Source organism: Bradyrhizobium sp. in8p8 (genome assembly GCF_000426845.1).
GTDB lineage: Bacteria > Pseudomonadota > Alphaproteobacteria > Rhizobiales > Xanthobacteraceae > Bradyrhizobium > Bradyrhizobium japonicum_C.
The window spans coordinates 127,521-149,497 of the sequence record NZ_AUGD01000014.1; the positions used below are offsets into that span (position 1 = coordinate 127,521).

Here is a 21,977-nt window from a genome sequence, read left to right on the forward strand (position 1 = left end):
CTGCCGCTCATCATCTCCTTCGTTGAGACGGCACTAGGAAGCCACCCAACTCGCGAACGATGGCCGACTTTTCGATCCAATAATCCTGCTGTCCGCGATCAGTAGGGAAGCACAGCATAGGACCACGAATCGTCAAAGCCCGACCGCGCCGTCTCACGACTCCCACTTCCTGGATCGTATCGGCCCCGACCCATTCGTATAGAAGTTTGACAGGGCCTGGGTCCCGCTCGCGACGGAGTCTAGGGATGCGATTGGGCTCCATTCCCAGAGGTGTCCATCGCGGCTTTAGGTTCCGAGCTGTCTCGAAAATTTCTGCCCATGTGTCTGCGCGAAATTGACCGAGTAAATGGTTGCCCGGCCGGTCTTCATTGATCCAGTCCCGGCCCATCTCAAGCAAGCGGGCGATGCCCTGCGTCATGGTGGCCTCGCCAGTCCTCTTCAGAGAGCCGATCCAGTTCGCGACCGTGAGCAACTGATAGCCATTGTTAAAGAAATCGTACTCTCCGCAAGGTCGGGTGTCGACCTTCGATCCATGCAACGCAGCAAGAATTCGATCTTCCAGACTCATCCGCAGCACAATGTCTTTGACGCCGGAGCGCCCACGAACTTCGTCGACCAAGTTGCCGATTGGATCTTTCATATCAGAAGCTCGCCAAGAGAGTTCCTCGACGCCTTCGATCTGCCCGTAGACAGTTCTCTCGTTCAGGAGTCCTTGCGTGGTGGTGGGCCAATCGCGCGACACACGCGACCGCCAGCCGACGCGCCGTTGCGCGACAATGACCTGGCTGAACCATGTCAGGATCGCGCCGTTTGCGGTCGGGTTATTGATTTCCGCCCCGCCGTTTGCAACTCGGTCCGCTCCAAACACGACGTGCGCATTTCGGAGTTCGAAGGTCAGCTGTTTCGAGACGCTTTCCCCTCGCGCGCCGTAGAGGAGCTTACGAACGTGTTCGGTGTCACCTTTGCGTGTTGTTCCCGGAGACGACAGCGTTCCCAGGTAGACGTCTCTACTGGCGGGGGCGGAGCTTCCAAGGAACAATCCTTGGTGCAGCACGGTCTCTACAATCTCCGGGCGTTGCGCATATTCCTTGATATGGGCGTCGTCTTTCCTGGTCCGCGTTCCGACGATATGCGCCATAAGTTCATCAAGCTCTTCCTCGCGCTGATCGTTGAGCCGTCCGATCTCAAAGCCCAGGCTGTCATGTTGTAACTTGAGCATCTTGCGCCAGAGCATAGCGTTTGAGCGAGTGACCCCTTCGTTCCGGGCGACAAGCTGGACGGCTCCGCCTTTCTGCCCAACACCTGCTCCGCGTTGATCTACTTCAGTTACATAGCCGTCCTCCACGAACCGTTTCTCGGCACCGCTGAATGGCGAAATGCTCACGCCAGGCAGCCTGATGTCGAATGGTGGGCCCATTGACCCGTCGCCCACGGTCGACTGGGCAATCTCGGGGGCTTCGCCACGCTCGAGATCGAATGCTCGCGGCGCAAGACCCGCGGGACATCCGCCTGGAGGCGTACTGCGTCATCCCACCAACCCCACATTCGTCGCCGCTTTGGCCAAGCGGTTTCTGCTCGCGGCAATATGCAAAGGCCGGGCGGCTCGCCAGAGCGCGAATTCGACGCTGCCGCGAGAAATCCGGTGCGAGCCGCACGTACTATTGGGCGTCGAAGATTGCGCCAGCCCAGGCGGCGGCGACAACGAGAATGAGGCCGGGGATCAGCCGAATTGCGAAGGAGCGCTCGCCGCTGATCCAGCCAACGACGATCTTGCTGAGAGTATTTGTCGAGAGCGCCGCAAGGATCGGAGCGACAGCGTCGGAAGCGGTGATCTTGCCCGAGGCAGCGAGGGTGGCTGCGGCCACCGCGGGAGAGTGCGTATCCGCGAGCCCAGCTACGGCGGCGCTGACAACCAGGCCGATTTCTCCGAACGCCTCCTGTAAGCTGGCGGAGAGCAGGAGCACTCCAGAGAGCGTCAAAGCCAGTATCAACGCGGACGGCAGGCTGAACGCACGTCCGTGCTCGAGCTCGGCTGTGCCGGTCTCCCTCATGCCCTTGAGGGTGAAGATCGTGCCATAGATCGTCGCCGCCGCACCGGCGCAGAGAAGAGGAACTAGGAGGGCTCGCAGCGTCGGCAGGCTGGTTGCTGCGAGCACTGCGAAGAACTGAGCGATCGTTGCGACGGTCGAAAGCGTTGCGCCGGCCGTGGCGGCCCCGAGCAACTCCGGCTCCTTGCGAGCGCGTGCCCCCATTGCCCCAATGGTGGCTGTACTGGAGACGAAGCCCGAGGCGAAACCAGCAATCGCGAGACCCCTCTTTGCGCCGAGCAAGCGTTTCGAAATATGCCCAGCGGCTCCGATTGCCATTATCAGGATGCCGATGATCCAGATTGCACGCGGATTGAGCGCGCCGAAGGGGCCAACCGGCTGATCAGGAAGCAGGGGCAAAACGACGAGCGTGGCGGCGGCAAAGATCAGGCCGTCCTTGACCTCGTTCTCACTGAGCACCGAGCGGACGAAGTCGTGCAATACTGCGCGTGCTGCAAGCAGAATGGACAAGATAACAGCAACGCCTGCCGCCAGGATGGGCCGCTGCGTGGCCAGCCCGCCAAGCAGGACCGTCAGGATGAGCGCGGTTTCCGAAGTAAGACCAGGATCGTCACTCCTGGAGCGCAGATAGGCTATCGCGGTCACGACAATGATTCCTGCGGTCACGACCGCCAACAGCCCCTTGCCGCCGATTAGTACGCTTATGGCGCCAGCGAGCGATGCCGCGGCAAAGGTGCGCAGCCCGGCGGGCGAGCGCCCCGGTCCCTCGCCCTTGCTGCGTTCTCGCTCGAGCCCGATCAGGAGTCCGATGCCGAGCGCAACGGCAATGGCCATAACCTCGGAGTTCAGGTTTGGGAAATCCACCATGGAAACTGTGCTGCATCAGGCCTTTGTGACGGTGCGTCGATCGGGGGCCGCTGCCCGCCGTCTCACATTCGCACCAATATCAAGCCGACACGAGCAGGAGAAAGGATGCGCTTACTTTTCGCTCGATTGCCTCGCTTTTAAGAGAATTTCACATGCGTCGCCTCACGAGACTTGATTTGCATCAATCGGAAACGCCGATTCGCTGCCTGTGTTGTCGGCGAAGACCAGGTCCCCCGGATCCGCGACCAATAGAGGAGCTGCCGTGTTGCACGAAAAGTCAGATGAGATCTACTCGCGGCGCTTTTCCCGTCACTTGCTGCTCGTATGCTTTGTCGGTGCGGCAGCGCTCAGCGTCTGGAAACTCTCGGACGTTCTGGTGCTTGCCTTCGGCGCCGCGCTTCTGGCGCTGCTGCTGCGTGGCTTGGCGCATGGAGTGAGCCGCCGGACCGGATTGCCGGAGGCCTGGGCGGTATTCCCAGTCGTGGTCGCGATGGTTGGATCCGTCGTTGCCGTTGCTTGGCTGTTCGGCGCACAAATTGCAGCACAATTCAGTGTTTTGGCGAAGGATTTACCTCAAAGCATCCCGCAGCTTGGCAGCGAGTTTCAGTCAAGTGCGTGGGGCTCCTGGCTCCTCGGACGAGCGAAGGATGTGAACCTTGGCAGTGCGACGGGCCAAGCGGCAGGCTACGTCGCTGTTCTATTTGGGTCCGTCTTTCGGGTGGGTGCCTATTTCGCCGTACTTGTATTTTCGGCAATGTATCTGGCGATCCAGCCAACAAGATATCTGGACGGTCTACTGCGGTTGGCACCCGAGAGTCGTCGGGAAGCGGCTAGGAATACAATTGATCTTCTTGAAGCGACGTTGAGGCGCTGGCTGATCGGCCAATCGATTACGATGGCCGTAGTTGGTACTCTGACAGCAATTGGGCTGTTGCTCCTCGGTGTTGCCGCACCGCTCGCGCTTGGACTGATTTCTGGCATGTTTGCCTTCGTGCCCTATGTCGGTCCGATCCTGGCTTCAGCGTCAGGTATTCTCATGGCCGCAATGCAGGGGCCAATGCTAACCGTCTACGTCGTTGCTCTTTACGCGGGAATCCATTTTGTAGAGGGCAATCTCATCACGCCGCTTGTTCAGGCAGAAGCGATCGAATTGCCTCCGGTACTCACGCTTTTTGCGACTCTCGTTTTCGGACTATTGTTGGGCCCCATCGGCGTACTGCTTGCAGCGCCGCTCGCGGTCGTTTTGCTTGTCGCAGTCAATGTCGTCTACATCGAGGGCGTGCTGGGCGAACGCCGGGTTTGGCCGTCGATTCGAGTTGATGCTTGAGAGGCGGCATACGAACAGAAGGTTTCGCGCCGAGGCGACGCTGAATGAAGCCGCCCAAGAAGATGACGACCATAACGAGCTGGCTCAGTTTGACAGTTCTTCTCGTAGGTTCGCTAAGGCGCGATAAGCGCGGCTGCCATCATCAGCACGCATGTGATCAGACCGAGGGAAGGTATCCACAATGGAACGCGAACGGCCGCCGCGCCTGTTTCGGGGTGTCGTGATCGGATTCGGAGCACAGACACGTTGACGCAGGCAAAGAGCATAAGCGTCGCCAGAGATGTGCTTTCAGCCAGCGGCTCAAGCGGGATTGTTAGCGCAAGAGCAGCGACGGCCAGCATGACCAGTCCAGTGGCGATGAGCGGCGTTCCGGTTCGCGAGTCGACACGTCCCGCCATTCCGGGCAGGTCACCTTGCTGCGCCATGCCGTAGACGACCCGCGCTGTCATGGTCATTTGGGCAAGAATGGTGTTGAGTGTCGAGACGATCGCGATCACGCTAAAAGCGTTCGGGCTTATACCCGCAACGGCACCGAACACCAGGCTCAACGGGGCCGTTGATGCCGCAAGGATTTTCGGCGGCACGACGCTGACGGAAATCGCCGCGATCAGAACGTAGAGCACAGTCGTGATCAGCAGCGTCAGCGCCATAGCCCACGGTATGTTCCGTTGCGGTCTCTTCGCCTCTTCGACCACGTTGGCGAGGTCCTCGAACCCGACGAAGGCGAAGAATGCGAGCAGGCCGGCAAAGGTGATTCCGGAAAAGACGCCGGCATTTAGTGGGGGAGGTGTAAATAGCGCAGCGTTAAACGCGGTCCCGGAATGAGTGGCGGACACGATGATCCACACCAGTCCGCCCGTCTCGATCAATGTCAACAATCCCGCGAGCATCACCGATTCGAGAATGCCCCAGGCCGCGACGACGCCCAAGGCGGCGACGACCGCAATTGCAATCAGAGGCGTGGGCAGCTCGACTAGCTGCCTTATGTAGCCGGAACCGCCAAGGGTCACTGCGGCGGCCGAAACGATGCCGATGGCGAGCCTCAATGAGCCGACGGCCGTGGATAGCAGTCGAGAGTTGAATGCGGCACGGATGTAGGCGGCCTCACCGGCGCTAACGGGATAGCGGGTCGCGAGTTCGGCGTACGAGGCGGCCGTCAATGCCATGACAGCGGCCGCCAACGCGAACGCCCACGAGGAGTAAGTCCCGGCATGGCCCGCGACGGCCCCAATCAAGACGTAGATCCCGGCCCCCACGGTGACCCCCGTCCCGTAGAGGACGAGAAGCGGCAGTCCCAGCCGCCGTCGTAAACCCGCAGCGGGCCCGATCTGATCTTGCGGCACTGCATCCATTTTTCAGCATCACAGGCGACGGCCAATACTTGCAGTTTATATCAGCTGGCCTGCTGCGCGGCCTCTTGATTTGCGTCAATCGGGCGCACGTAGGCGGTGCCAAATAGAAGGTGTCAACTAGCGGAGTTATGCCGATGACGATTGCGACCGTGATGGTCTACGTTGATCCCGATCAGCAGGCGGAAGGGCAAGTCCGCATCGCCCGGGACGTCGCAGACAGATTTGGAGCATCGCTGATCGGCGTTTCCGCCTTCGCGGTCGAGCCTCCGTTTGTGGCGGAGGGCGTCATTATCAAGGAAACAACCGCGGATGACCTGAAGCGGATGAGGTCGGCGCTCTCCGACAAGGAGCAATGGTTTCGCACCGTGGCCGCGTTGCCTAAAGAACGGGTGGAGTGGCGCTGCGGTGTGGAATACCCAACCACATTTCTGACCAATGAAGCGCGATCGGCCGATCTGGTGGTGGTCAGGCGGACGCAGGAAAAAATGGATCAATTCCATTTCATTGATCCAGCCGAGGCGATGATGCGGATGGGAAGACCGACGCTACTAGTGCCTGATCATGTTCCGACGTTGAGTGCCGACCACGTCCTGGTCGGTTGGAAAGACTCTCGCGAGGCAAGAATCGCCGTGCGAGATGCGCTGCCGTTCCTCTCGAGAGCTTCGCAGGTCACGATTGTCGAGATCTGCACATCCGATGAACAGGACCAAGCGCGCCACCGCGTCCGCGATGTCGCGAAATATCTGCAGGCCCATGCCGTAAAATGCCAAGGCGATGTGCGCGTGCACATGGCGGAACCGGATGCGCACCAGCTTGTTCGCGTGGCAAAGGACGAGGGAGCCGATCTGATCGTAACCGGAGGCTACGGCCACAGTCGGCTCGGCGAGTGGATGTTCGGGGGCATGACCCACGGCCTGATGAACGAGGCGGCGGTCTGCGTGATGATGTCGCACTAGATTGGCTGTCTCCGTCCCTAGGCACAGTGGTGGCATTGTTATGAGCTAGATCAGGTGGTCCGGACCTCTAGGGGCGACCTTTGAAGAAGAAATTGCATCTCCGGAGACGCCATGGCCATCAGAGACGTTCTACTCACGCTCACCAGCTATCCAGATCCGACGCCGGTTTCAGTGATTGATCGCGCCGTGTCGCTGGCCTCAACTTTCGGCGCCCACATCGCGGCGATCTCGTGTGAAGCTCATGTGCAGGTTCCCGGCAGCTTCCTGGGTGGCGCCGGGAATCTCGGGTCGATCGTGGCGAGCGAGGCGCACAAGAGCCGAAAGAACGCACAGGATCTGCTGGCGGCGTTTGAGGAGGCCGCTCAGAAATCCGGCGTGCTGCACGAGATTGTTCTCGAACGTTGTCTGACGTCTGAAGTGCCGGACCTGTTGGTGGAATACGCGCGGCTGCGCGACCTCACCATCGTGCCGGTGCCAGAATCCTACGACCAATGGTATGCCGAAGCCGTCATCTTCGGGTCCGGACGACCGACTTTAGTGGTCCCCGAAGCCCCGGCATCCGGGCTGATCGACCTGAACAGGGTGCTCGTTGCCTGGGACTTCAGCCGCGCGGCGGCCCGCGCGGTCTCCGATGCCACCCCGATCCTTGAGAAGGCGCACGAGGTGCGCATCCTCACGGTGACCAACGAGAAAGCGATATCGAGCCGGCGCTCGCCGTCCGAACTCCCCAAGAACCTGTCCCGGCACGGAATCGATGTGATCGTCGAGGAGGTGGATGCCGCCGGACGGGCGATCGGCGAGATTCTTGCGGCGCGGACTGCATCCTGCCGAGCGGATCTCCTCGTCATGGGCGCCTATGGCCATTCGCGTTTCCGCGAATTCATATTGGGAGGCGCGACCCGAAGCATCCTGACGGGGCCGCCGATTCCCGTGCTGTTTTCCCACTAAACGGTTCGGACGACTCCGCAAGTGCCGCTTACTCCGCTCCAAACGCACATGGACGCAAATCCGGTCAGAGACGAAGGGAGAATAGTCCCGGTGTTTTGTGCCCGGGGGCTTTCTAAGACGTATCTGATGGGAGAGGTCGAGGTGCACGCGCTCCGAGACGTCGATCTCGACATCTTCGAAGGCGAGTTCGTCGTGCTCCTCGGGCCGTCCGGGTCGGGCAAGTCGACCCTGCTGAACATCCTGGGTGGTCTAGATAGCCCAACTTCGGGCGAGGCCCACTGGCGCGACCACAACCTGGTCGGCGCGACTGATGTGGAATTGACCCGGTATCGGCGCGAGCACGTCGGCTTCGTCTTTCAGTTCTACAATCTCATCCCCAGCCTCACAGTGCTGGAGAACGTCGCACTGGTGAACGAAATTGCGGACAAGCCGCTCGATCCGCTCGAGGTGCTCGCGCTCGTCGGGCTCGAAAAGCGGATCGACCACTTCCCCTCGCAACTGTCCGGCGGCGAGCAGCAGCGCGTCGCGGTTGCCCGCGCCATCGTGAAGTCGCCGGACGTGTTGCTGTGCGACGAGCCGACGGGAGCGCTGGATTACGAGACCGGCAAGGTAGTGCTGGCGGCGATCGCGCGAGCCAACGAGCGGCTCGGTACCACAACGATCATCATCACGCACAATGCCGCGATCGCGGGCATGGCAGACCGCGTGCTGCGGCTCGGTGGCGGGCGGATCGTCGGCGAGGAGCGCAATGCACACCGACTGTCGGCAGACGAGGTGCACTGGTGAGCCTGCTCGATCGAAAACTGCTGCGCGATATTGCCGCAATGCGGGGCCAGGTGATTACCATCGCCCTGCTGGTTGCCGCCGGCGTCGCCGTCTTCGTCGGCTCAGTCTCGACTTACAACTCGCTCAGTACGGCGGTCGAGCGCTTCTACGCAACCGCGCGATTCCCGCAGGTCTTCGTGACGCTCAAGCGTGCGCCGCTATCGATCGTTCCGCAGCTCAACACCATTCCCGGGGTCGCGACCGTGGAACCCCGTATTGTTCGCGAGGTCATCGTGGACTGGCCGGCCGCTTCGCAGCCGGTCTCGGCCCGCATGGTGTCGCTCAGCCATGCCGGCGACGAACGGCTTGCCCGACTGCATTTGCGCCGCGGCGCGGCGCCAGAGCCCGGTTCCGCAAGAAGCGCGGCGGTCAACGAAGCGTTTGCCGAAGCCAACGGCGTGAATCCCGGTGACGACATCCGCGTGCTGCTCAACGGCAAGGTGGAAGCCTTTCACGTGTCCGGCGTCGCGCTCTCGCCCGAATATGTCTACGCTGTCAAGCCGGGCCTTCCGATTCCGGACGACCGGCTCTATGCCATTCTCTGGGTTGACCGCAGCGCGGCGGAAGCCGCCTTCGACATGAAGGGGGCTTTCAATGATGCCATCGTTTCGCTGGCGCCGAGCACCGATCCTAAAGCTGTGATCGACGAGCTGGATCGGGTGCTCGAAGCTTACGGATCGGTCGGCGCTGTTGAGCGACGGGATCAACCGTCCAACCGGTTTCTCGAAGACGAGCTGAACCAGCAGAAGGTGATGTCGACCACCATCCCGTTCATCTTCTTCGGCGTCGCAGCGTTCCTGCTCAACAGCGCACTGGGCAGGCTGGTGGCTGCCCAGCGCGAGCAGATCGCTGCGTTGAAGGCGTTGGGCTTTCCGACCGCGGCGCTGATCCTGCACTATCTGAAGCTGATACTCATCATCGTGCTGATCGGGTCGGTGCTGGGGATTGCAGCCGGCTGGGGCTTTGGAAAAGCGATGATCGCAAGTTATCAGGGGTTCTTTCGTCTGCCGGAGCTGCCGTTCGGGCTCACCCCTTGGTCGGCAGTGCTGGGCATTGCGATCAGCCTGACCGCGGCTTCTCTCGGCGTCTTGACTGCATTACGGCAGGTCGTCCGCCTTGCGCCAGCGGTCGCCATGCGGCCGGCCGCGCCGCTTGGCTTTCGTCGCTCCTGGATCGAGGCGCTCCTGCCACGCACCGCGACCAGGTCACGCCGGCTGATGATCATGCGGAATACGGCCGGACGCCCATTTCGCTCGCTCATGACTGTGATCGGGGTTGCCTTTGCCGTGCCGATGATGGTGCTGGGACTCTTTTGGCGCGACGCCATCAACGAGATGATCGACCTCCAGTTCAACCTGGTCGAACGCGGCAACACGACGGTGACGTTTCCACACCCCATGAATCGCTCGATCATGCGCGATCTGGCACGCGAGCCCGGCGTTCTCGTGGCGGAAGGGCAGCGCATCGTGCCGGTGCGCCTCCGCGCCGGGCAGCGCAGCTATTTGACGTCTGTGATCGGTCTGTCTGCCGGGGGCGAGTTGCGCCGACCGCACGATGCCATGCTGCGCCCAATCGCGGCCACGCCCGACGGAATTACGCTCACCCGGCGGCTTGCCGAACGGCTTGATGTGAAAGCCGGCGATGTCATTGCGGTCGAGGCGATGGAGGGACGGCGGCGCAAGCGCGATCTCCCGGTTAGCGCTATCGTCGACGAGTCGATCGGAATGGCATCCTACATGGAGATCGAGACCCTGAACCGCTTCACCGACGAGGGCGCCGTGATTTCGGCTGCGAGCTTGTACGTCGAGCGTGCGGCGATGCCGGCATTGGGGCAGAGGTTCAAGAATCTCCCGACCATCGAATCGGTGTCGATGAAGGCGTACACGATTTCATCCTTCATGGAGAAGATCGCCGGTCTCGTGTTCGTGACGGCAGGTATCCTTGCCGCTTTCGCCACGATCATCACCGTAGGTGTGGTCTACAACAGCGCGCGCATCAGCTTGCAGGAGCGCGCTTGGGAGTTGGCGAGCCTGCGGGTGCTGGGCTTTACCCGCGGCGAGGTTGCGGGCATCCTCTTCGGCGAGTTTGCCATCGAGATCGCGCTGGGGATTCTGATCGGCCTGCCGCTGTCGCACGCCGTTATCGGCCTGATCACCAGATTTCATTCCAACGAGAGCTTCCAGATACCCGCCGTGATCGCGCCGCAGACCTATTTCATCGCAGCCGGTGTTGTGTTGGCCGCGGCCGCCGTCAGCGCCTACATCGTCAAAGGTCGTGTCGATCGGCTCGATTTGGTCGCAGCTCTCAAGACCAGGGAATGAGCATGCATATCACGGGCCGCCATATCGGGATTGCCGGCGGGCTTCTGGCAGCCGCCGGAATCACGGCCTGGCTCTTAATCCCGGCGCCGGTGCCGGTCGAGACTGCCGCGGTGACGAAGGGAAGGTTCGTCGCCACCGTCGATGAGGACGGCAAGACGCGTGTGCGTGAGCGATACGTGGTCGCGGCGCCGCTCGCCGGGCGGCTGAGCCGAATCCGCTTCAAGGTCGGCGACCAGGTCCGGGTCGATGATGCCGTTGCGACGATTACCCCATCTCCAGCGCCGCTGATGGATTCCCGGACCCGCCGCGAAGTCGAGGAAATGCTCGGAACAGCCGAAGCCAACCTGGAGCGCGCCAAGGCCATTGTCGAGCGTGCGCGGGCCCAGAGGGAGCAGGGCAACACCGACCTGGTGCGGACGAAAACCTTGGCTCAGCAAGGGGCCGCAACGGCGCAGGCCCTCGAGCGTGCAGAACTCGCGATGCGCCTTGCCGACAGGGATTTGCGTGCGGCGGAGTTTCAGGAACACGCCGCAGAGCACGAGATCAGCCAACAGCGCGCATTGTTGGCGCGATACGGCAGCGACGGCGGCGGGCACCCGGATAGCTGGAACGTCGCATCGCCTGTTGCCGGCGTGGTGCTGAAGGTCGCCCAGGAAAGCGAGACGATCGTCCAGCCGGGCGCTCCACTCCTGGACATTGGCGACGCCGGGGATATCGAAGTCGTCGTCGACGTCTTGAGCACCGATGCCGTCGAGATCCGACCAGGAGCTGAGGTCGTCATCGATCATTGGGGTGGGGAGGGAAAGCTGAAGGGTCGCGTTCGCCGGGTCGAGCCGGCGGCTTTTACCAAGATCTCGACGCTCGGCGTTGAGGAGCAGAGGGTGAATGTTCTCGTCGATATCCTCTCGCCAACGGAGCAGTGGGCGCGGCTGGGCGACGCCTATCAGGTGGATGTTCAGATCACCGTCTTCGCGCTGGACGATGCCACGACCGTTCCGGCCGGTGCGCTCTTTCGTCGCGGGGAAGACTGGAATGTCTATGTGGCGAGGGAAGGTCGCGCCGAATTGCGCCAGATTGAGCTCGTACGCCGGTCCGGCCGCCTCGCAGCCGTCGCCGCCGGACTTACTCCCGGCGAAGTGGTCATCGTCTACCCTAGCGACCGCGTTGCACCGGGTACGCGCGTTGCACCACGACCGCGTTGAAGAGACCGCCCGCCTTCTTGCTTGTTCCGGGCCCCTGCTGGTCCCGCCACGCGACCATATCATTCACGGGCGCTTCGATGACAGCGCACACAATTTTCGAAGTTTCCTATGCCTTCTTTGATGTGTTCGCGGCGAACGTTCTCCACGTTGTGGGCATGGCAGCCGTAGCACGTATATTGCTTGAAATCGGTGCCGGGATGGCAGGTTGCACAATTCGCATTGTGGTTTGAATCCAGCTTGAAGAACTCGGAATGATCGAAGGTAGCGGGCTTCCAGCGTTCCAGGCGATGGCATTGCATGCAGTTTGCGGTGAAATTCGCATGGAAATCGCTTTTGGGCGCTGCGTGACAGCTTTCGCACCGCTCCCGCTTTGAAGCCTGAAGTAGCTCATGGCGGAAAATTGTACGGCTGCGCGTCGGAAACAAGCCGACATGCTCGCTATGGCAGGCGACACAATCCTCGACGGTGAGATCTCGATGAAAGCTTGCCTTTTGAGTATCGCTCGCGAGCGGGACACCGTTCGTTGTACGCAAGCCTATATCTGCAACAGAGTGACAATTCGTGCATCGTTGGGGTGATGCGCCGAGAAACGGTGCATGGCAGCCGAAGCAATCCATCGCGAGCGCAGCGTGCCCTTCGCTCAGATGCCCCGGACTGATCATCAAGTCCGGATAGGTGACGGCGAGCGCCATGATTGCTGTGATGCTCAACGTGATTGCCAGCAGGGCGGCACGTCTCATCGCCAGCCCCAAAACAGAAGAACAGTTACAACGTGCGCGATGGCCAGTACTGCGAAGGCGAGCGTGATCGGCAAATGCACGACCTTCCATTGCCTGACTGCATCAAACGCCAGGCTGTCCCAGTACAATTGCTCATCAAGGGCGGCCTGGGGCACGCCTTGCTCACGCAACTCCTGCCGTGCGGATTCCAGTCTGCGCCCCGCGCTCTTCAGCAAATACTTCCCCGTGAGGCCGCTTCCGACGTTAGTCAGCATCGCTCCGACAGCCAACCACGGCAGAATTGCGTTGAAATGGACACCGGCGTGCACCAGGATTAGCAACGACCCGGTCCAGGCCATTCTCTGATGAACGACGAGGAGCTGTACGGGGCGTCCGAGGTCGAGCAATTTCCGCTTGTTGAGCGAATAGCTGAATGACCCGAGAATGAGGAGAGTTCCGGGAATTCCAAGATAGCGGCCAATCCAGACTTTGCCGAACGCATGAAGGGCGGCATCGGCAAGCAGAGCTGCAAGGACGAGCGCCGCAAATGCCGCGAAGAAAGGAAGGATCTCACGGCGAAGTAGGTCGGCTCGTGTTTTTGCCATCCGTCGAGCTCCGGGATGCGCCAGATCAAAACACAGAAGGGGAATAGCCTGAGGCCAGGACCCAAACGACGATCCACGTTGCGCGAAATGGTCAAATGTTGCCCTGACGTGGATCAACAAGCGCTTAGGCAGAACGAAATGCGCAAAGAAGACCAAAACACAGACAACATTATCGAAATGCGCGTCGGCACGGTCGAACAGCTCTTTCACACGCTCGATCCGTATCCATTTCGCGACAAGGACCTCGACCGAGAAGTCGAGGATTACATCGTTGGATGGGCAAGAGAATTGCCGCGTAATCGTCCTTTCAGGATCATCGTTCACTTCCCGGGGGATCAAGGACAGACGCGACTAGCCCAGGAGCTTCCGGAGGCCTTCAGCCGGTACTTCGCGGGCCGGGCTGGCGCCATCCAAGGCGACCTGAACGAACTATTCCGGGTCGGCCGGAGGTCTCTCGCAATTGGCGTTACGATCTTGATCGCGTGCCTTTTCTCGGCACATTTTGCCGCTGGATATCTTATTGAAGCCCCTTTCCGAAGGTTGGTTGAGGAAAGCTTCCTGATCCTTGGGTGGGTCGCAAACTGGCGTCCGCTCGAGATATTTCTTTACGACTGGTGGCCTCTTGCGAGACGCCGAGATCTCTACGGGCGGCTTTCCAGTGCGATCGTCGAGCGAAAGCAGTCTATTCCCGGCAGTACTGAGTCTGCGCGGTGATCGCATCCTTCAAAACTAGCGCCGATCAGGACCGCGATTGCTTCTCGTCTGTCGTGCGCGAGCGCTGTTAGCATGGACGCTCAGTGGCTTGGATTCTTGTCGTCCCGCAACCGCCACTCGCGGCCAGCTTTGCGGTGATCCCAGTCTCGCTGGTCCATCATTCGCTGCAGCCGATGAGTGGCGTTTCGGGTTCGGTCCGTCGCTTCCGGCTGATGCTCCCCGGCGCGCTGTGATGACTTGGACGGCGAGTAACCCTCGGTCGTTCCGAGCTGACCGGCGGAGCAGGGCATGCCGAACGATAACACGGAAAAAACCGTGAGAACGCGAGCTAGTGTGCGCATGACGGCCTCCTCCAGGAAAGTATCGGACAAGCGATCGGCCAGATGTTGATTCAGGTCATGGTCGCATGAGGCTTCCGGATACAATTATTATTGCACCGCAATTGTTTGCTCGAACGGCGAAGCTGGTTTCGGATCAGATTCATTCGCAAAGTATGGAACGGAGCTATGTTGTTGGAGCGAGTGCTTCGATGGACGCTGGTGGCAATCGCGATTGCAGGATTGATCGCGGGTATTCTTGCGCGAGCCGCTGGCCGGCCTGATGTGGCCGATGTTGCGTGGGAGCTTGGGACGGCTCCCGTCATCGGAGGGCTGGCGATCTCGATGATCCGAGATCTCCTAAGCGGCCGCCTCGGAGTGGATGCGATTGCGCTGCTATCGATGAGCGCTGCGTTGGCGCTGGGACAACCGCTTGCCGGCGTCGTGGTAGCGCTGATGTATTCCGGCGGTAATGTGCTGGAGGATATCGCCGTCGCGCGGGCAGAGCGCGACCTCCGCTCACTGGTGGATCGTGCACCCCGGCGGGCCCGTCGCAAGACTGGCGAGCGGATTGAGGAGGTTCCGGTCGAAGCAGTCGCAGTCGGCGACGTTCTGCTGGTGCGAGCCGGAGAGATCGTGCCGGCGGATGGTATCGTCCGCTCGGCCTTGGCGACCATCGACGAGTCCGCCGTTACCGGCGAGCCTATCCCGGTCGAGAAGACACGCGGCACGGCTGTTCTTTCGGGCTCGTTGAATGCCGGCGAGACCTTCGAATTGGCGGTGACCGCGCCGGCCGGCGAGAGCACCTACGCCGGGATCGTGCGCATGGTGACGGCCGCTCAGACCGCGAAAGCTCCATTCGTGCGGATGGCCGACCGTTTTGCGCTGATACTTCTGCCGTTGACACTTGCCTTGGCCTTCCTGGCTTGGCGAATCTCGGGCGATCTCACGCGCAGTCTTGCTGTGCTCGTCGCGGCGACGCCTTGTCCGCTGATTTTGGCTGCACCCGTGGCCTTTATCGCGGGCGTGGCAAGGGCGGCCCGACGCGGCATCCTCGCCAAAGGTGGAGGGGCACTAGAAGGGCTGGCTCGCGCGCACACGGTGCTGTTTGACAAGACCGGTACCCTAACCGTCGGAGGCGCACGGTTGCTTTCTGTCGAGGTCGCTCCCGGCGAGGATCCGGACGAAGTACTGCGGCTTGGGGCATCGCTTGAGCAGGCCTCGCACCACGTGCTGGCAAAGACCGTGGTCGCTGCGGCCCTCGATCGCGGCCTCAAGCTGGGCGCGCCCGAGCAGGTCAAGGAGATGATGGGTTCCGGCCTGAGCGGCTCGATAAACGGTCGCCGCATAACCGCGGGCTCCAGAGACATGATTCTCTCAAAGGCCGAACTTTCGCCTTGGGAGCAGCGTGCGATACGGCGCGCCTCATGGCGTTCAGCGCTAGTCGTCTTCATCGCTGTGGAGGGCCGTCCGATCGGCGCGCTGCTGCTGGCAGACGAGTTGCGACCCGACACTCCGCGAGCGATCCGGATGCTGCGCGATGCGGGCATCGTGCGAATGGTGATGGTCACCGGCGATCGTGCTGCCGCAGCGCAGGCCATTGGTGCAGCGCTTGATTTGGACGCAGTGCTGGCCGACCGTGTCCCTTCGGACAAGGTCGAGGCGGTGCGAAGCGAGCAGCGGTTGCATCCGACCATCATGGTCGGCGATGGCATAAATGATGCCCCGGCGCTGGCCGTCGCCGACATCGGGGTTGCGCTCGGCGCCCGCGGTGCGAGCGCTTCGTCTGAGGCGGCCGACGTAGTGATTCTGGCCGATCGGCTCGATCGCGTAGGCGAAGCGATCATCATCGCGCAGCGTGCACGAGGCATCGCTCTGCAAAGCATTGTTGTCGGAATGGGTCTATCCTTGGTGGCAATGGTAGCTGCCACCATTGGCTGGCTAGATCCGGTGCCGGCAGCCATCGTTCAAGAGGTGATCGACGTTGCCGTCATTTTGAATGCACTACGGGCACTCACTCCTGGGTTCATCGGGGGCGGCGCGCGCATCAGCGCGGAGCAGGGGCTGGCACTGCATCACGATCATCAGACCTTGTTCAAGGACCTCGACCGCTTGCGAAAGATCGTCGACGCGTTGGACGATGCGACGCCCGAATCCGCCTCAGCACTGATTGCCGAAGCTCAGCGCCTTGTTCAGAATGGCGTGGTGATGCACGAGCGCGAGGACGAGGACAGCGTCTATCCGAAGCTTGCCGAGGTGCTGCGCGAACGCCACGGCCTCTCTGCCATGAGCCGTGCCCATCGAGAGATCCTGCATCTTGCTCGCCTGCTCGATCGGATCGTGGACGATCTGCCGTCGGAGAAAGTCGATCGCTATCTTGTCCGAGACGCCCAGCGGGTGATCGAGGCGATCGAAACGCTGGTACGCATGCATACGGCCCAGGAAGAGGATATTTACGAAGCTGTGGCTGCCCAAGCGGCGGCCTAGCTGATTCGGCGCTATGGCCTCGCGGCATGAGGCGAAACAGGGGTCGAAGGCGCAAGCGGGAATTAGCCTAGTCGTTGCACGGTCCGTAGTAGTGCTTCACCAGCCGGTAGCGCGCGCCGGATGCGATGAACTCCTGGTGCAGGCAATTGTCACCGCGACGAAACCTCTGTTCGCCATCGCAGCGAAAATTTTCAAAATGGAGCCGTACTGTCCGCGCATGATCGAGGTAGGTTGCAAAGTAGTGCGCGGCTTGGACGTGCCCGTGACAGCTGTGGAGAACAGCCTTTCGAACGTCGGGTGGCAGCCGGTCAATATGATCGGGATTCCAGGGCCCGTCGTGCGAACTGGAGCTTCCGAGCGCAGAGGCCGTGCCTTGCAAGCAGGTGGCTTGCACCAAGAGGGCGATCGCCGTCAGCGAAAATAAGTGCGGCTTCCGTTTACGCATTGCAGCACGCCCGTGACTTAATCTACGAATTTCTATCAGAATCCGACGCGCGAGGTGAAAAGAAATTAGAACTGAGCGTGCAAGCGCGTGGCGATGACCGAGACTGGTCCGCGATCACGATTGTAGGCGGGATTGTCGATGAACTGATAGTCGAATGTGAGCATCCAGGTTGCGATTGGAAGCGTGTAGTATATTTCCATGATCTTCTCAGCGCTGGGATGCGGAAGCTGCCCGTCGCCGATCAGCGCGCTGTACCCGCCGGCCGCGAAATAAGCCTGGTGCGTCGCGGAAATCATGTTGCGAACGCCGGCTATTCCAAGCGTATCATTCGGCCTGTTCCAGAATTTTCCCGAGATCGAGGCACCTCCTGCGAACGTCGCGTCGGCATCGGTAAATGCGTAGGCTTCCAGTCGGCCGGGAGTGTAGCCGGCACGCGCAAAAAGGCCGACTCCGGGGATGATTTGCTGCTCGATGTTTCCGGAAATTCCGAGCTTGCTCGTGTAGCTGCGCACGACCGAGAGGTCCGGCGCGGCGCCGGTCAGGTTGGCAAGATCGACGGCGTCCTGGAAATTGCCCATTCGCGCGCGAGTTAGGTAGCCCGTCACGGCGATTTTGCCGGGTTGGTCCATGACCACGTAGCGACGCTCGACCTCGCCGACCATCTGAAATTGGCCGAAGGCCGGATCCAGATTCGTGCTGTTGGGCACCACGGGGCCATCGAACACGCCAGCGCGGAAAGTCCAGGACCCGGTGTACCATTCGGCCGCGGCGCCATAGGTAAAGGCCCAAGCATCCGCGGCGTAATCGAATGCGCCGGTGTTGACCAGCGTCCAGTTGAGGAAGTCGCCGCGCGGGTCGTGCGCATATTTGTTGGAATCGAAGATATCGACGACGCTGAATTTGCCGACGGTTAGCACGAGGCGATCGCTGGTCTGGGAGCCTGCGAACTGCATGGGCCCGGACTCGACCTTCTGGACCTCGCCGCCGAGGTCGATCGTTTGCCGCAGAAATGCGCGCGGAATTCTCGCATAAGGATAGGTAGCCCCGACCTTGTAGGCCTCTGCGCTCGGGAAGCCGGCGACGCCGAACGTGCCGTTTAGGCCAAAGCCCTGGTCGACTTCCGGATTGATCCAGATTTCGCCGCCGTCCCAAGGGCGGAAGCCGACGAAGAGGTCCGCATCGAAGGTCTCTCGCACCTGGTTGGGCGAGAGGCTGTTCTGGCCGGCATAGGGCGCGCGAAACGGGAGCGCATATTGGGTCACGATCGTGGTCTGCCCATGCACTGCGAAATTGTCGGTCTCGGCCGGGGCGATGCCTTTCAGAGCAAAATCAGTGTGCGCGGGATCGGGACCAAGCTGATAATTGAGCCCGACCTGGAGGCGCTGCACCGTGAGGCTTGAACTGAGCTGCTCGGCCGATGCCGCGAGGCTCTTGCGGTGATCGCCGAACTCCGAAGCGAGGAATTCGGCCTTGGCCGTCCAGCGCGGGGCGATCGGCACCTCCGCTCCGATGCCGGCGACCCAGCCAAGACGCCATGTCAATGCCGTATCGACCGTGCCGATGGCCGCGTTGCCCACCAGCGGTATTCCCGCAAGCTGTGTGCGCTCCAACCTGTCATAAGACCAGGCGAAGCCCCCGGTCGCATAGAGGAGCCAGTGATCGAAGGCATAACCAAGCCTGCCGCGCGCCGTCCCCATGCCGAGCACGGTGTCTCGATAGCTCGCCGTTCCGCCGGAGACGGTCGTGACCGTCTGTTCTCCCGCGATCGTGTTGGGGGCGGAAAAATCCGCCTCCAGACCCATGACGAAGCGCGATGGCAGCATCAGATTGTAGCCGCCCTGGAGGCCGAACAGATAGCTGCCTGTACCTTTGAACGCGTCGTAGGAGTTGAACAGGCCGGTCGACCCGCCCGCGGTGGACAAGCCATCGTCAGCGCTCCAGTTTGCCCGGCCGGCGGCATAGCCGAAATGACCGCCCAGATAGAAGCCGGTCCACTCCGCGACGTCAGGCCTTGGAGCCTTGATCGGGTACGACTCCGCCGCGCTCGCTGCACTGGGCGCTGCGAGGGCAAGGCTCACAACTGCGTATGTGAGGCGTATCTGCTTCATTCCCGTTCAACAGCCCTATTCGAACCGCGGTTCAAGCACCAGTCGCAGCCTAGATCGTTTCTCTCGTTCGCTTGTAACGGATCTGCAACAGTGAACCCGAGCCGGCTGCTCAAACCCATATTTCTAGAAATTGGAGTTGAAGCGCAGCTTCACCTGGTGTCGTTCGAAGTGGACCAGATCGAGCGGGCCGCCACCGGAGCTTCGGCCGGTGACCTGCGTATTCCACGCCCCAGAAAGCGCCATGCCTTGCGCGATCTGCACATAGAACGTTGGGCCGGCGAACAGCGCCTGGCCGGAATACGTATCCAGGCCAAGTCCATCAAAGACGCGGAGGTAACGAAGCTCTCCACCAACAAATGCGGCTGATGTGATTCGCGTGGACAGGGCAGCCGATACACCGATCTTCGAATCATGGATCCAATTGTCGACGGCAGGAAAACGTGTCGTTTGCCCATCGTAGAGGACGTTGAGCGTTGCCAATAAGCGATCATCTATCAGTTCCTTGTCGACAACGAGCGTGAGGAGGGCACCATACGCCGTCAGGTGCTCGCCGCTATTGGCGTCGATTTGGCTCCAGCGCGGTTCGAAAATGGCCGTTAATCCGAACGGTCCGCTACGCCTGTTGATCAGCATGTAGCGGGCTTCGAACGAAGCTCCCTGCAAACCAGTGAGCTGATGATCGGCGAGGTCGGGCACACCAGAAATCCCGAAATGGGCCAGCACGACATTGGCGGATACCCGGAAATTGTCGATCGGCAGTATCTTGACCGAGTCGGTTTGAAGCAGCGCCGCATAACTGCCCGCCGACTTACCCAGGTGCCCGATGTTTTCGCTTTCAGCCTCCCGCTCGCCTGCCCTGCCGATGTCGGCTCCTTCCGTGAACCCGAAAATGTGCTCGCTATCGACGTCGGAGGCGCGCGCAGGAACGCGCGCGTTGACCGCCACGAGAGCGGCAAAAGCCAGTCTGGTCACCAACCGACATATCAGCGCAGACCTTGATCGCCGGACAATAGCAACGCTTGAGTTGCGCTGCATGATAGCCTTCGTCAGCCCGAGCCACATAGATTCGACATTTGTGAGCTTCATCCGACGGCACCATTTGCGCTGCATGGCTGGCCATGTTTGAGCAGATCAAGAAACGATTTCGTGCAGGCCCAGCCACCCGGTATAGAATCCAACCAAGACGATCAAAGCCGCAGACACGTAGGGAGCGCGGTGCGCGAAGCGGCTAAAGCCGCTCCAGTGGCGCTCGACGTGCCGCAGGCTGAGCGCCGCCAGGACGCCGGCTGAAACCATAGTGATCGCGAGACCGATACCAAAGCATAGCACCAGCATGAAGCCGAGGGTGAACTGCTTCAGTTGGAAGCAGAGCAGAAGCACGGTGATTGCTGCCGGGCACGGGATCAGACCGCCCGTGAGACCGAACAAGACGATCTGCGTTGTCGTGACTGTACGCCCCGCGAAGCGCTTCCGGATGTCTGCCGCGTGAGCACGGGCGTGAGCATCATCCTCGTCGCCGAGCTCCATGTGGTTGTGATCGTGCTCCTCGAACAGCACTTCGGCGGTATCCCCAGCGAGTGAGACGCGCGCCTTAAACGCGTGAGGCTCTGGAATCTCCTCGAGGCTCTCCAGGTATCCGTCCCGGGCCGCAAACGCGAACGTCTGCTCGGCGCCGTCCTCCCGGATGGTCGTTACCTGCACGGCGGCGGCGGAGGGCAGGGCACCGTTTTCGCTCCGGACCCGCCAGTGCGGAGGGACGTCGTCCTCGAAGATCTCCAGCAACAGCGACTGTCCGGCCAGCGAGATGGATTGCGGCTCGTCGTGATGGTGGTGGTCATGCTCGGCGTTCTGATCCCGCCAAGTGCGCCAGACCATCCAGCCTGCGATGCCGACGATGATCACGGCCGATGCTAGTTGCAGATAGGCCTCGCTGCGCTCTCCTGAGAGTTCTTGGCCGAAATGGAGACCCGCGAGCGCGATCACCCAAACGATCGCAGTATGGGAGATTGTTGCCGACAGGCCGAGGAGTACGGCCTGAACGACTGTGCCTCTGATCGCAACGATAAACGCGGCCATCATGGTCTTGGAGTGACCGGGCTCGAGACCGTGAAGTGCGCCGAGCAGGATTGCGCTGGGCACGAATAGCCATGCGTGTGCGCTGCTCTGTTGGAGCAGTTGAGATAGGTCTGTCATTTCACTCACTTCAAGTACGTTCGGACAACTTCGATCAGGTCAGCGGCGCCCTTGGCCTTTTCCGGGTCCTTTTCGTGGGCGGGATCAACGACATGATGGCGGATGTGGTCTTCGAGCAGCTCGGCCGTCAGACCGCCAACGGCGCCCTTCACTGACGCGACCAGCATCAGCACGTCCGTGCAGCCAAGCTCCGCCTCCAGCGCTCGTTCGACGGCGTCGAGTTGCCCCTTAATGCGCCGGACGCGAGCGAGCAGCTTTGACTTGTGTTTGATCGTATGTGACATGAAGATAATATAGGGGGGTACCCTATGACAGTCAACTCCAACGATGATGGCGACCCCTCGGCCTGCTCAAGAGCCAGCCGAGTCGCCAGATTTCGCCGCTAAGGTGATAGGCGCGTTTTGCGTCGGCCAGTTCATCAACTCGGCTTGATGCAACTTCCGAGAACCCAGCAGGATGCCGCGAGCGAGGCGGATCATGGCGCTCGCGGCGTAGCGTTTGGCGCGATCTCCGATCCGCTCCCAAGCGTTATCGGGTCGCATG

Annotated in this window: 18 protein-coding genes; 8 read left to right on the plus strand and 10 right to left on the minus strand. The window is 61.1% G+C overall.

The features are described from left to right. Positions 1-10 precede the first annotated feature (10 nt). Together K408_RS0129695 and K408_RS0129700 are read right to left on the minus strand one after the other, a co-directional pair. Positions 11-1,384 (minus strand): hypothetical protein, encoded by a 1,374-nt coding sequence (locus tag K408_RS0129695; protein ID WP_155248688.1) that lies wholly within the window; start codon positions 1,382-1,384, stop codon positions 11-13. A 274-nt stretch (positions 1,385-1,658) separates the two neighbouring features. Beyond that, positions 1,659-2,915 (minus strand): MgtC/SapB family protein, encoded by a 1,257-nt coding sequence (locus K408_RS0129700; RefSeq protein WP_024341987.1) that lies wholly within the window; start codon positions 2,913-2,915, stop codon positions 1,659-1,661. Positions 2,916-3,177: 262 nt separating this feature from the next. Here K408_RS0129700 and K408_RS0129710 point away from each other — a divergent pair, with 262 nt between their 5' ends. Further along, positions 3,178-4,242, plus strand: coding sequence for an AI-2E family transporter (locus K408_RS0129710; protein WP_024341986.1), 1,065 nt, complete (start codon positions 3,178-3,180; stop codon positions 4,240-4,242). A 113-nt stretch (positions 4,243-4,355) separates the two neighbouring features. On the opposite strand, the gene K408_RS0129715 is transcribed toward K408_RS0129710, so the two are convergent. After that, entirely contained in the window at positions 4,356-5,594 is a 1,239-nt protein-coding gene (locus K408_RS0129715) for an APC family permease (RefSeq protein ID WP_024341985.1), read from the minus strand. Between the two features lie 134 nt (positions 5,595-5,728). Between K408_RS0129715 and K408_RS0129720 the strand changes: the two genes are divergently transcribed. The 5 genes from K408_RS0129720 to K408_RS0129740 all read left to right on the plus strand — a co-directional run bounded on the left by K408_RS0129720 (position 5,729) and on the right by K408_RS0129740 (position 11,846). Further along, positions 5,729-6,550, plus strand: coding sequence for a universal stress protein (locus K408_RS0129720; protein WP_024341984.1), 822 nt, complete (start codon positions 5,729-5,731; stop codon positions 6,548-6,550). A gap of 111 nt (positions 6,551-6,661) precedes the next feature. Next, entirely contained in the window at positions 6,662-7,498 is an 837-nt protein-coding gene (locus tag K408_RS0129725) for a universal stress protein (protein ID WP_024341983.1), read from the plus strand. Positions 7,499-7,546: 48 nt separating this feature from the next. Next, entirely contained in the window at positions 7,547-8,284 is a 738-nt protein-coding gene (locus tag K408_RS0129730; protein WP_024341982.1) for an ABC transporter ATP-binding protein, read from the plus strand. Beyond that, positions 8,281-10,644, plus strand: a complete 2,364-nt coding sequence (locus K408_RS0129735) for an ABC transporter permease (RefSeq protein ID WP_024341981.1) — start codon at positions 8,281-8,283, stop codon at positions 10,642-10,644. Before K408_RS0129730 ends, K408_RS0129735 begins: the two co-directional genes overlap by 4 nt. Positions 10,645-10,646: 2 nt before the next feature. Then, complete coding sequence (locus tag K408_RS0129740) at positions 10,647-11,846, plus strand: efflux RND transporter periplasmic adaptor subunit (protein WP_024341980.1); 1,200 nt, start codon at positions 10,647-10,649, stop codon at positions 11,844-11,846. A gap of 59 nt (positions 11,847-11,905) precedes the next feature. Here the strand turns inward: K408_RS0129740 and K408_RS39150 are convergent, their stop codons facing one another. Then, positions 11,906-12,586 (minus strand): cytochrome c3 family protein, encoded by a 681-nt coding sequence (locus tag K408_RS39150; protein WP_029674420.1) that lies wholly within the window; start codon positions 12,584-12,586, stop codon positions 11,906-11,908. Next, positions 12,583-13,170, minus strand: a complete 588-nt coding sequence (locus K408_RS0129750; protein ID WP_024341978.1) for a hypothetical protein — start codon at positions 13,168-13,170, stop codon at positions 12,583-12,585. The genes K408_RS39150 and K408_RS0129750 overlap by 4 nt, the downstream gene beginning before the upstream one ends. A 15-nt stretch (positions 13,171-13,185) precedes the next feature. Between K408_RS0129750 and K408_RS0129755 the strand changes: the two genes are divergently transcribed. After that, positions 13,186-13,884: a hypothetical protein gene (locus tag K408_RS0129755; RefSeq protein WP_245265927.1), complete on the plus strand. Its 699-nt coding sequence runs from the start codon at positions 13,186-13,188 to the stop codon at positions 13,882-13,884. A 506-nt stretch (positions 13,885-14,390) separates the two neighbouring features. Continuing rightward, the gene (locus tag K408_RS0129765; protein WP_029674418.1) at positions 14,391-16,688 is read left to right on the plus strand and encodes a heavy metal translocating P-type ATPase; all 2,298 of its coding nucleotides are present in this window, start codon (positions 14,391-14,393) and stop codon (positions 16,686-16,688) included. A 67-nt stretch (positions 16,689-16,755) separates the two neighbouring features. Here the strand turns inward: K408_RS0129765 and K408_RS41380 are convergent, their stop codons facing one another. The 5 genes from K408_RS41380 to K408_RS0129790 all read right to left on the minus strand — a co-directional run bounded on the left by K408_RS41380 (position 16,756) and on the right by K408_RS0129790 (position 21,718). Continuing rightward, positions 16,756-17,133, minus strand: coding sequence for a hypothetical protein (locus K408_RS41380; RefSeq protein WP_080654943.1), 378 nt, complete (start codon positions 17,131-17,133; stop codon positions 16,756-16,758). A 65-nt stretch (positions 17,134-17,198) separates the two neighbouring features. Further along, positions 17,199-19,241 (minus strand): carbohydrate porin, encoded by a 2,043-nt coding sequence (locus K408_RS0129775; protein WP_024341973.1) that lies wholly within the window; start codon positions 19,239-19,241, stop codon positions 17,199-17,201. A gap of 123 nt (positions 19,242-19,364) precedes the next feature. Beyond that, positions 19,365-20,327, minus strand: a complete 963-nt coding sequence (locus K408_RS0129780; protein WP_245265926.1) for a DUF6662 family protein — start codon at positions 20,325-20,327, stop codon at positions 19,365-19,367. A gap of 45 nt (positions 20,328-20,372) precedes the next feature. Next, positions 20,373-21,434, minus strand: coding sequence for a nickel/cobalt efflux transporter (locus K408_RS0129785; RefSeq protein ID WP_024341971.1), 1,062 nt, complete (start codon positions 21,432-21,434; stop codon positions 20,373-20,375). A 5-nt stretch (positions 21,435-21,439) separates the two neighbouring features. Beyond that, entirely contained in the window at positions 21,440-21,718 is a 279-nt protein-coding gene (locus K408_RS0129790; protein WP_024341970.1) for a metal/formaldehyde-sensitive transcriptional repressor, read from the minus strand. Between the last annotated feature and the right edge of the window lie 259 nt (positions 21,719-21,977).

Excerpts from the sequence above, each read along its gene's own strand:
- K408_RS0129700 (WP_024341987.1), bottom strand. The coding sequence starts at position 2,915 with ATGGTGGATTTCCCAAACCTGAACTCCGAGGTTATGGCCATTGCCGTT.
- K408_RS0129715 (WP_024341985.1), bottom strand. The coding sequence starts at position 5,594 with ATGGATGCAGTGCCGCAAGATCAGATCGGGCCCGCTGCGGGTTTACGA.
- K408_RS0129720 (WP_024341984.1), top strand. The coding sequence starts at position 5,729 with ATGACGATTGCGACCGTGATGGTCTACGTTGATCCCGATCAGCAGGCG.
- K408_RS0129725 (WP_024341983.1), top strand. The coding sequence starts at position 6,662 with ATGGCCATCAGAGACGTTCTACTCACGCTCACCAGCTATCCAGATCCG.
- K408_RS0129730 (WP_024341982.1), top strand. The coding sequence starts at position 7,547 with ATGGACGCAAATCCGGTCAGAGACGAAGGGAGAATAGTCCCGGTGTTT.
- K408_RS0129740 (WP_024341980.1), top strand. The coding sequence starts at position 10,647 with ATGCATATCACGGGCCGCCATATCGGGATTGCCGGCGGGCTTCTGGCA.
- K408_RS39150 (WP_029674420.1), bottom strand. The coding sequence starts at position 12,586 with ATGAGACGTGCCGCCCTGCTGGCAATCACGTTGAGCATCACAGCAATC.
- K408_RS0129750 (WP_024341978.1), bottom strand. The coding sequence starts at position 13,170 with ATGGCAAAAACACGAGCCGACCTACTTCGCCGTGAGATCCTTCCTTTC.
- K408_RS0129755 (WP_245265927.1), top strand. The coding sequence starts at position 13,186 with ATGCGCCAGATCAAAACACAGAAGGGGAATAGCCTGAGGCCAGGACCC.
- K408_RS0129765 (WP_029674418.1), top strand. The coding sequence starts at position 14,391 with ATGTTGTTGGAGCGAGTGCTTCGATGGACGCTGGTGGCAATCGCGATT.
- K408_RS41380 (WP_080654943.1), bottom strand. The coding sequence starts at position 17,133 with ATGCGTAAACGGAAGCCGCACTTATTTTCGCTGACGGCGATCGCCCTC.
- K408_RS0129775 (WP_024341973.1), bottom strand. The coding sequence starts at position 19,241 with ATGAAGCAGATACGCCTCACATACGCAGTTGTGAGCCTTGCCCTCGCA.
- K408_RS0129780 (WP_245265926.1), bottom strand. The coding sequence starts at position 20,327 with ATGAAGCTCACAAATGTCGAATCTATGTGGCTCGGGCTGACGAAGGCT.
- K408_RS0129785 (WP_024341971.1), bottom strand. The coding sequence starts at position 21,434 with ATGACAGACCTATCTCAACTGCTCCAACAGAGCAGCGCACACGCATGG.
- K408_RS0129790 (WP_024341970.1), bottom strand. The coding sequence starts at position 21,718 with ATGTCACATACGATCAAACACAAGTCAAAGCTGCTCGCTCGCGTCCGG.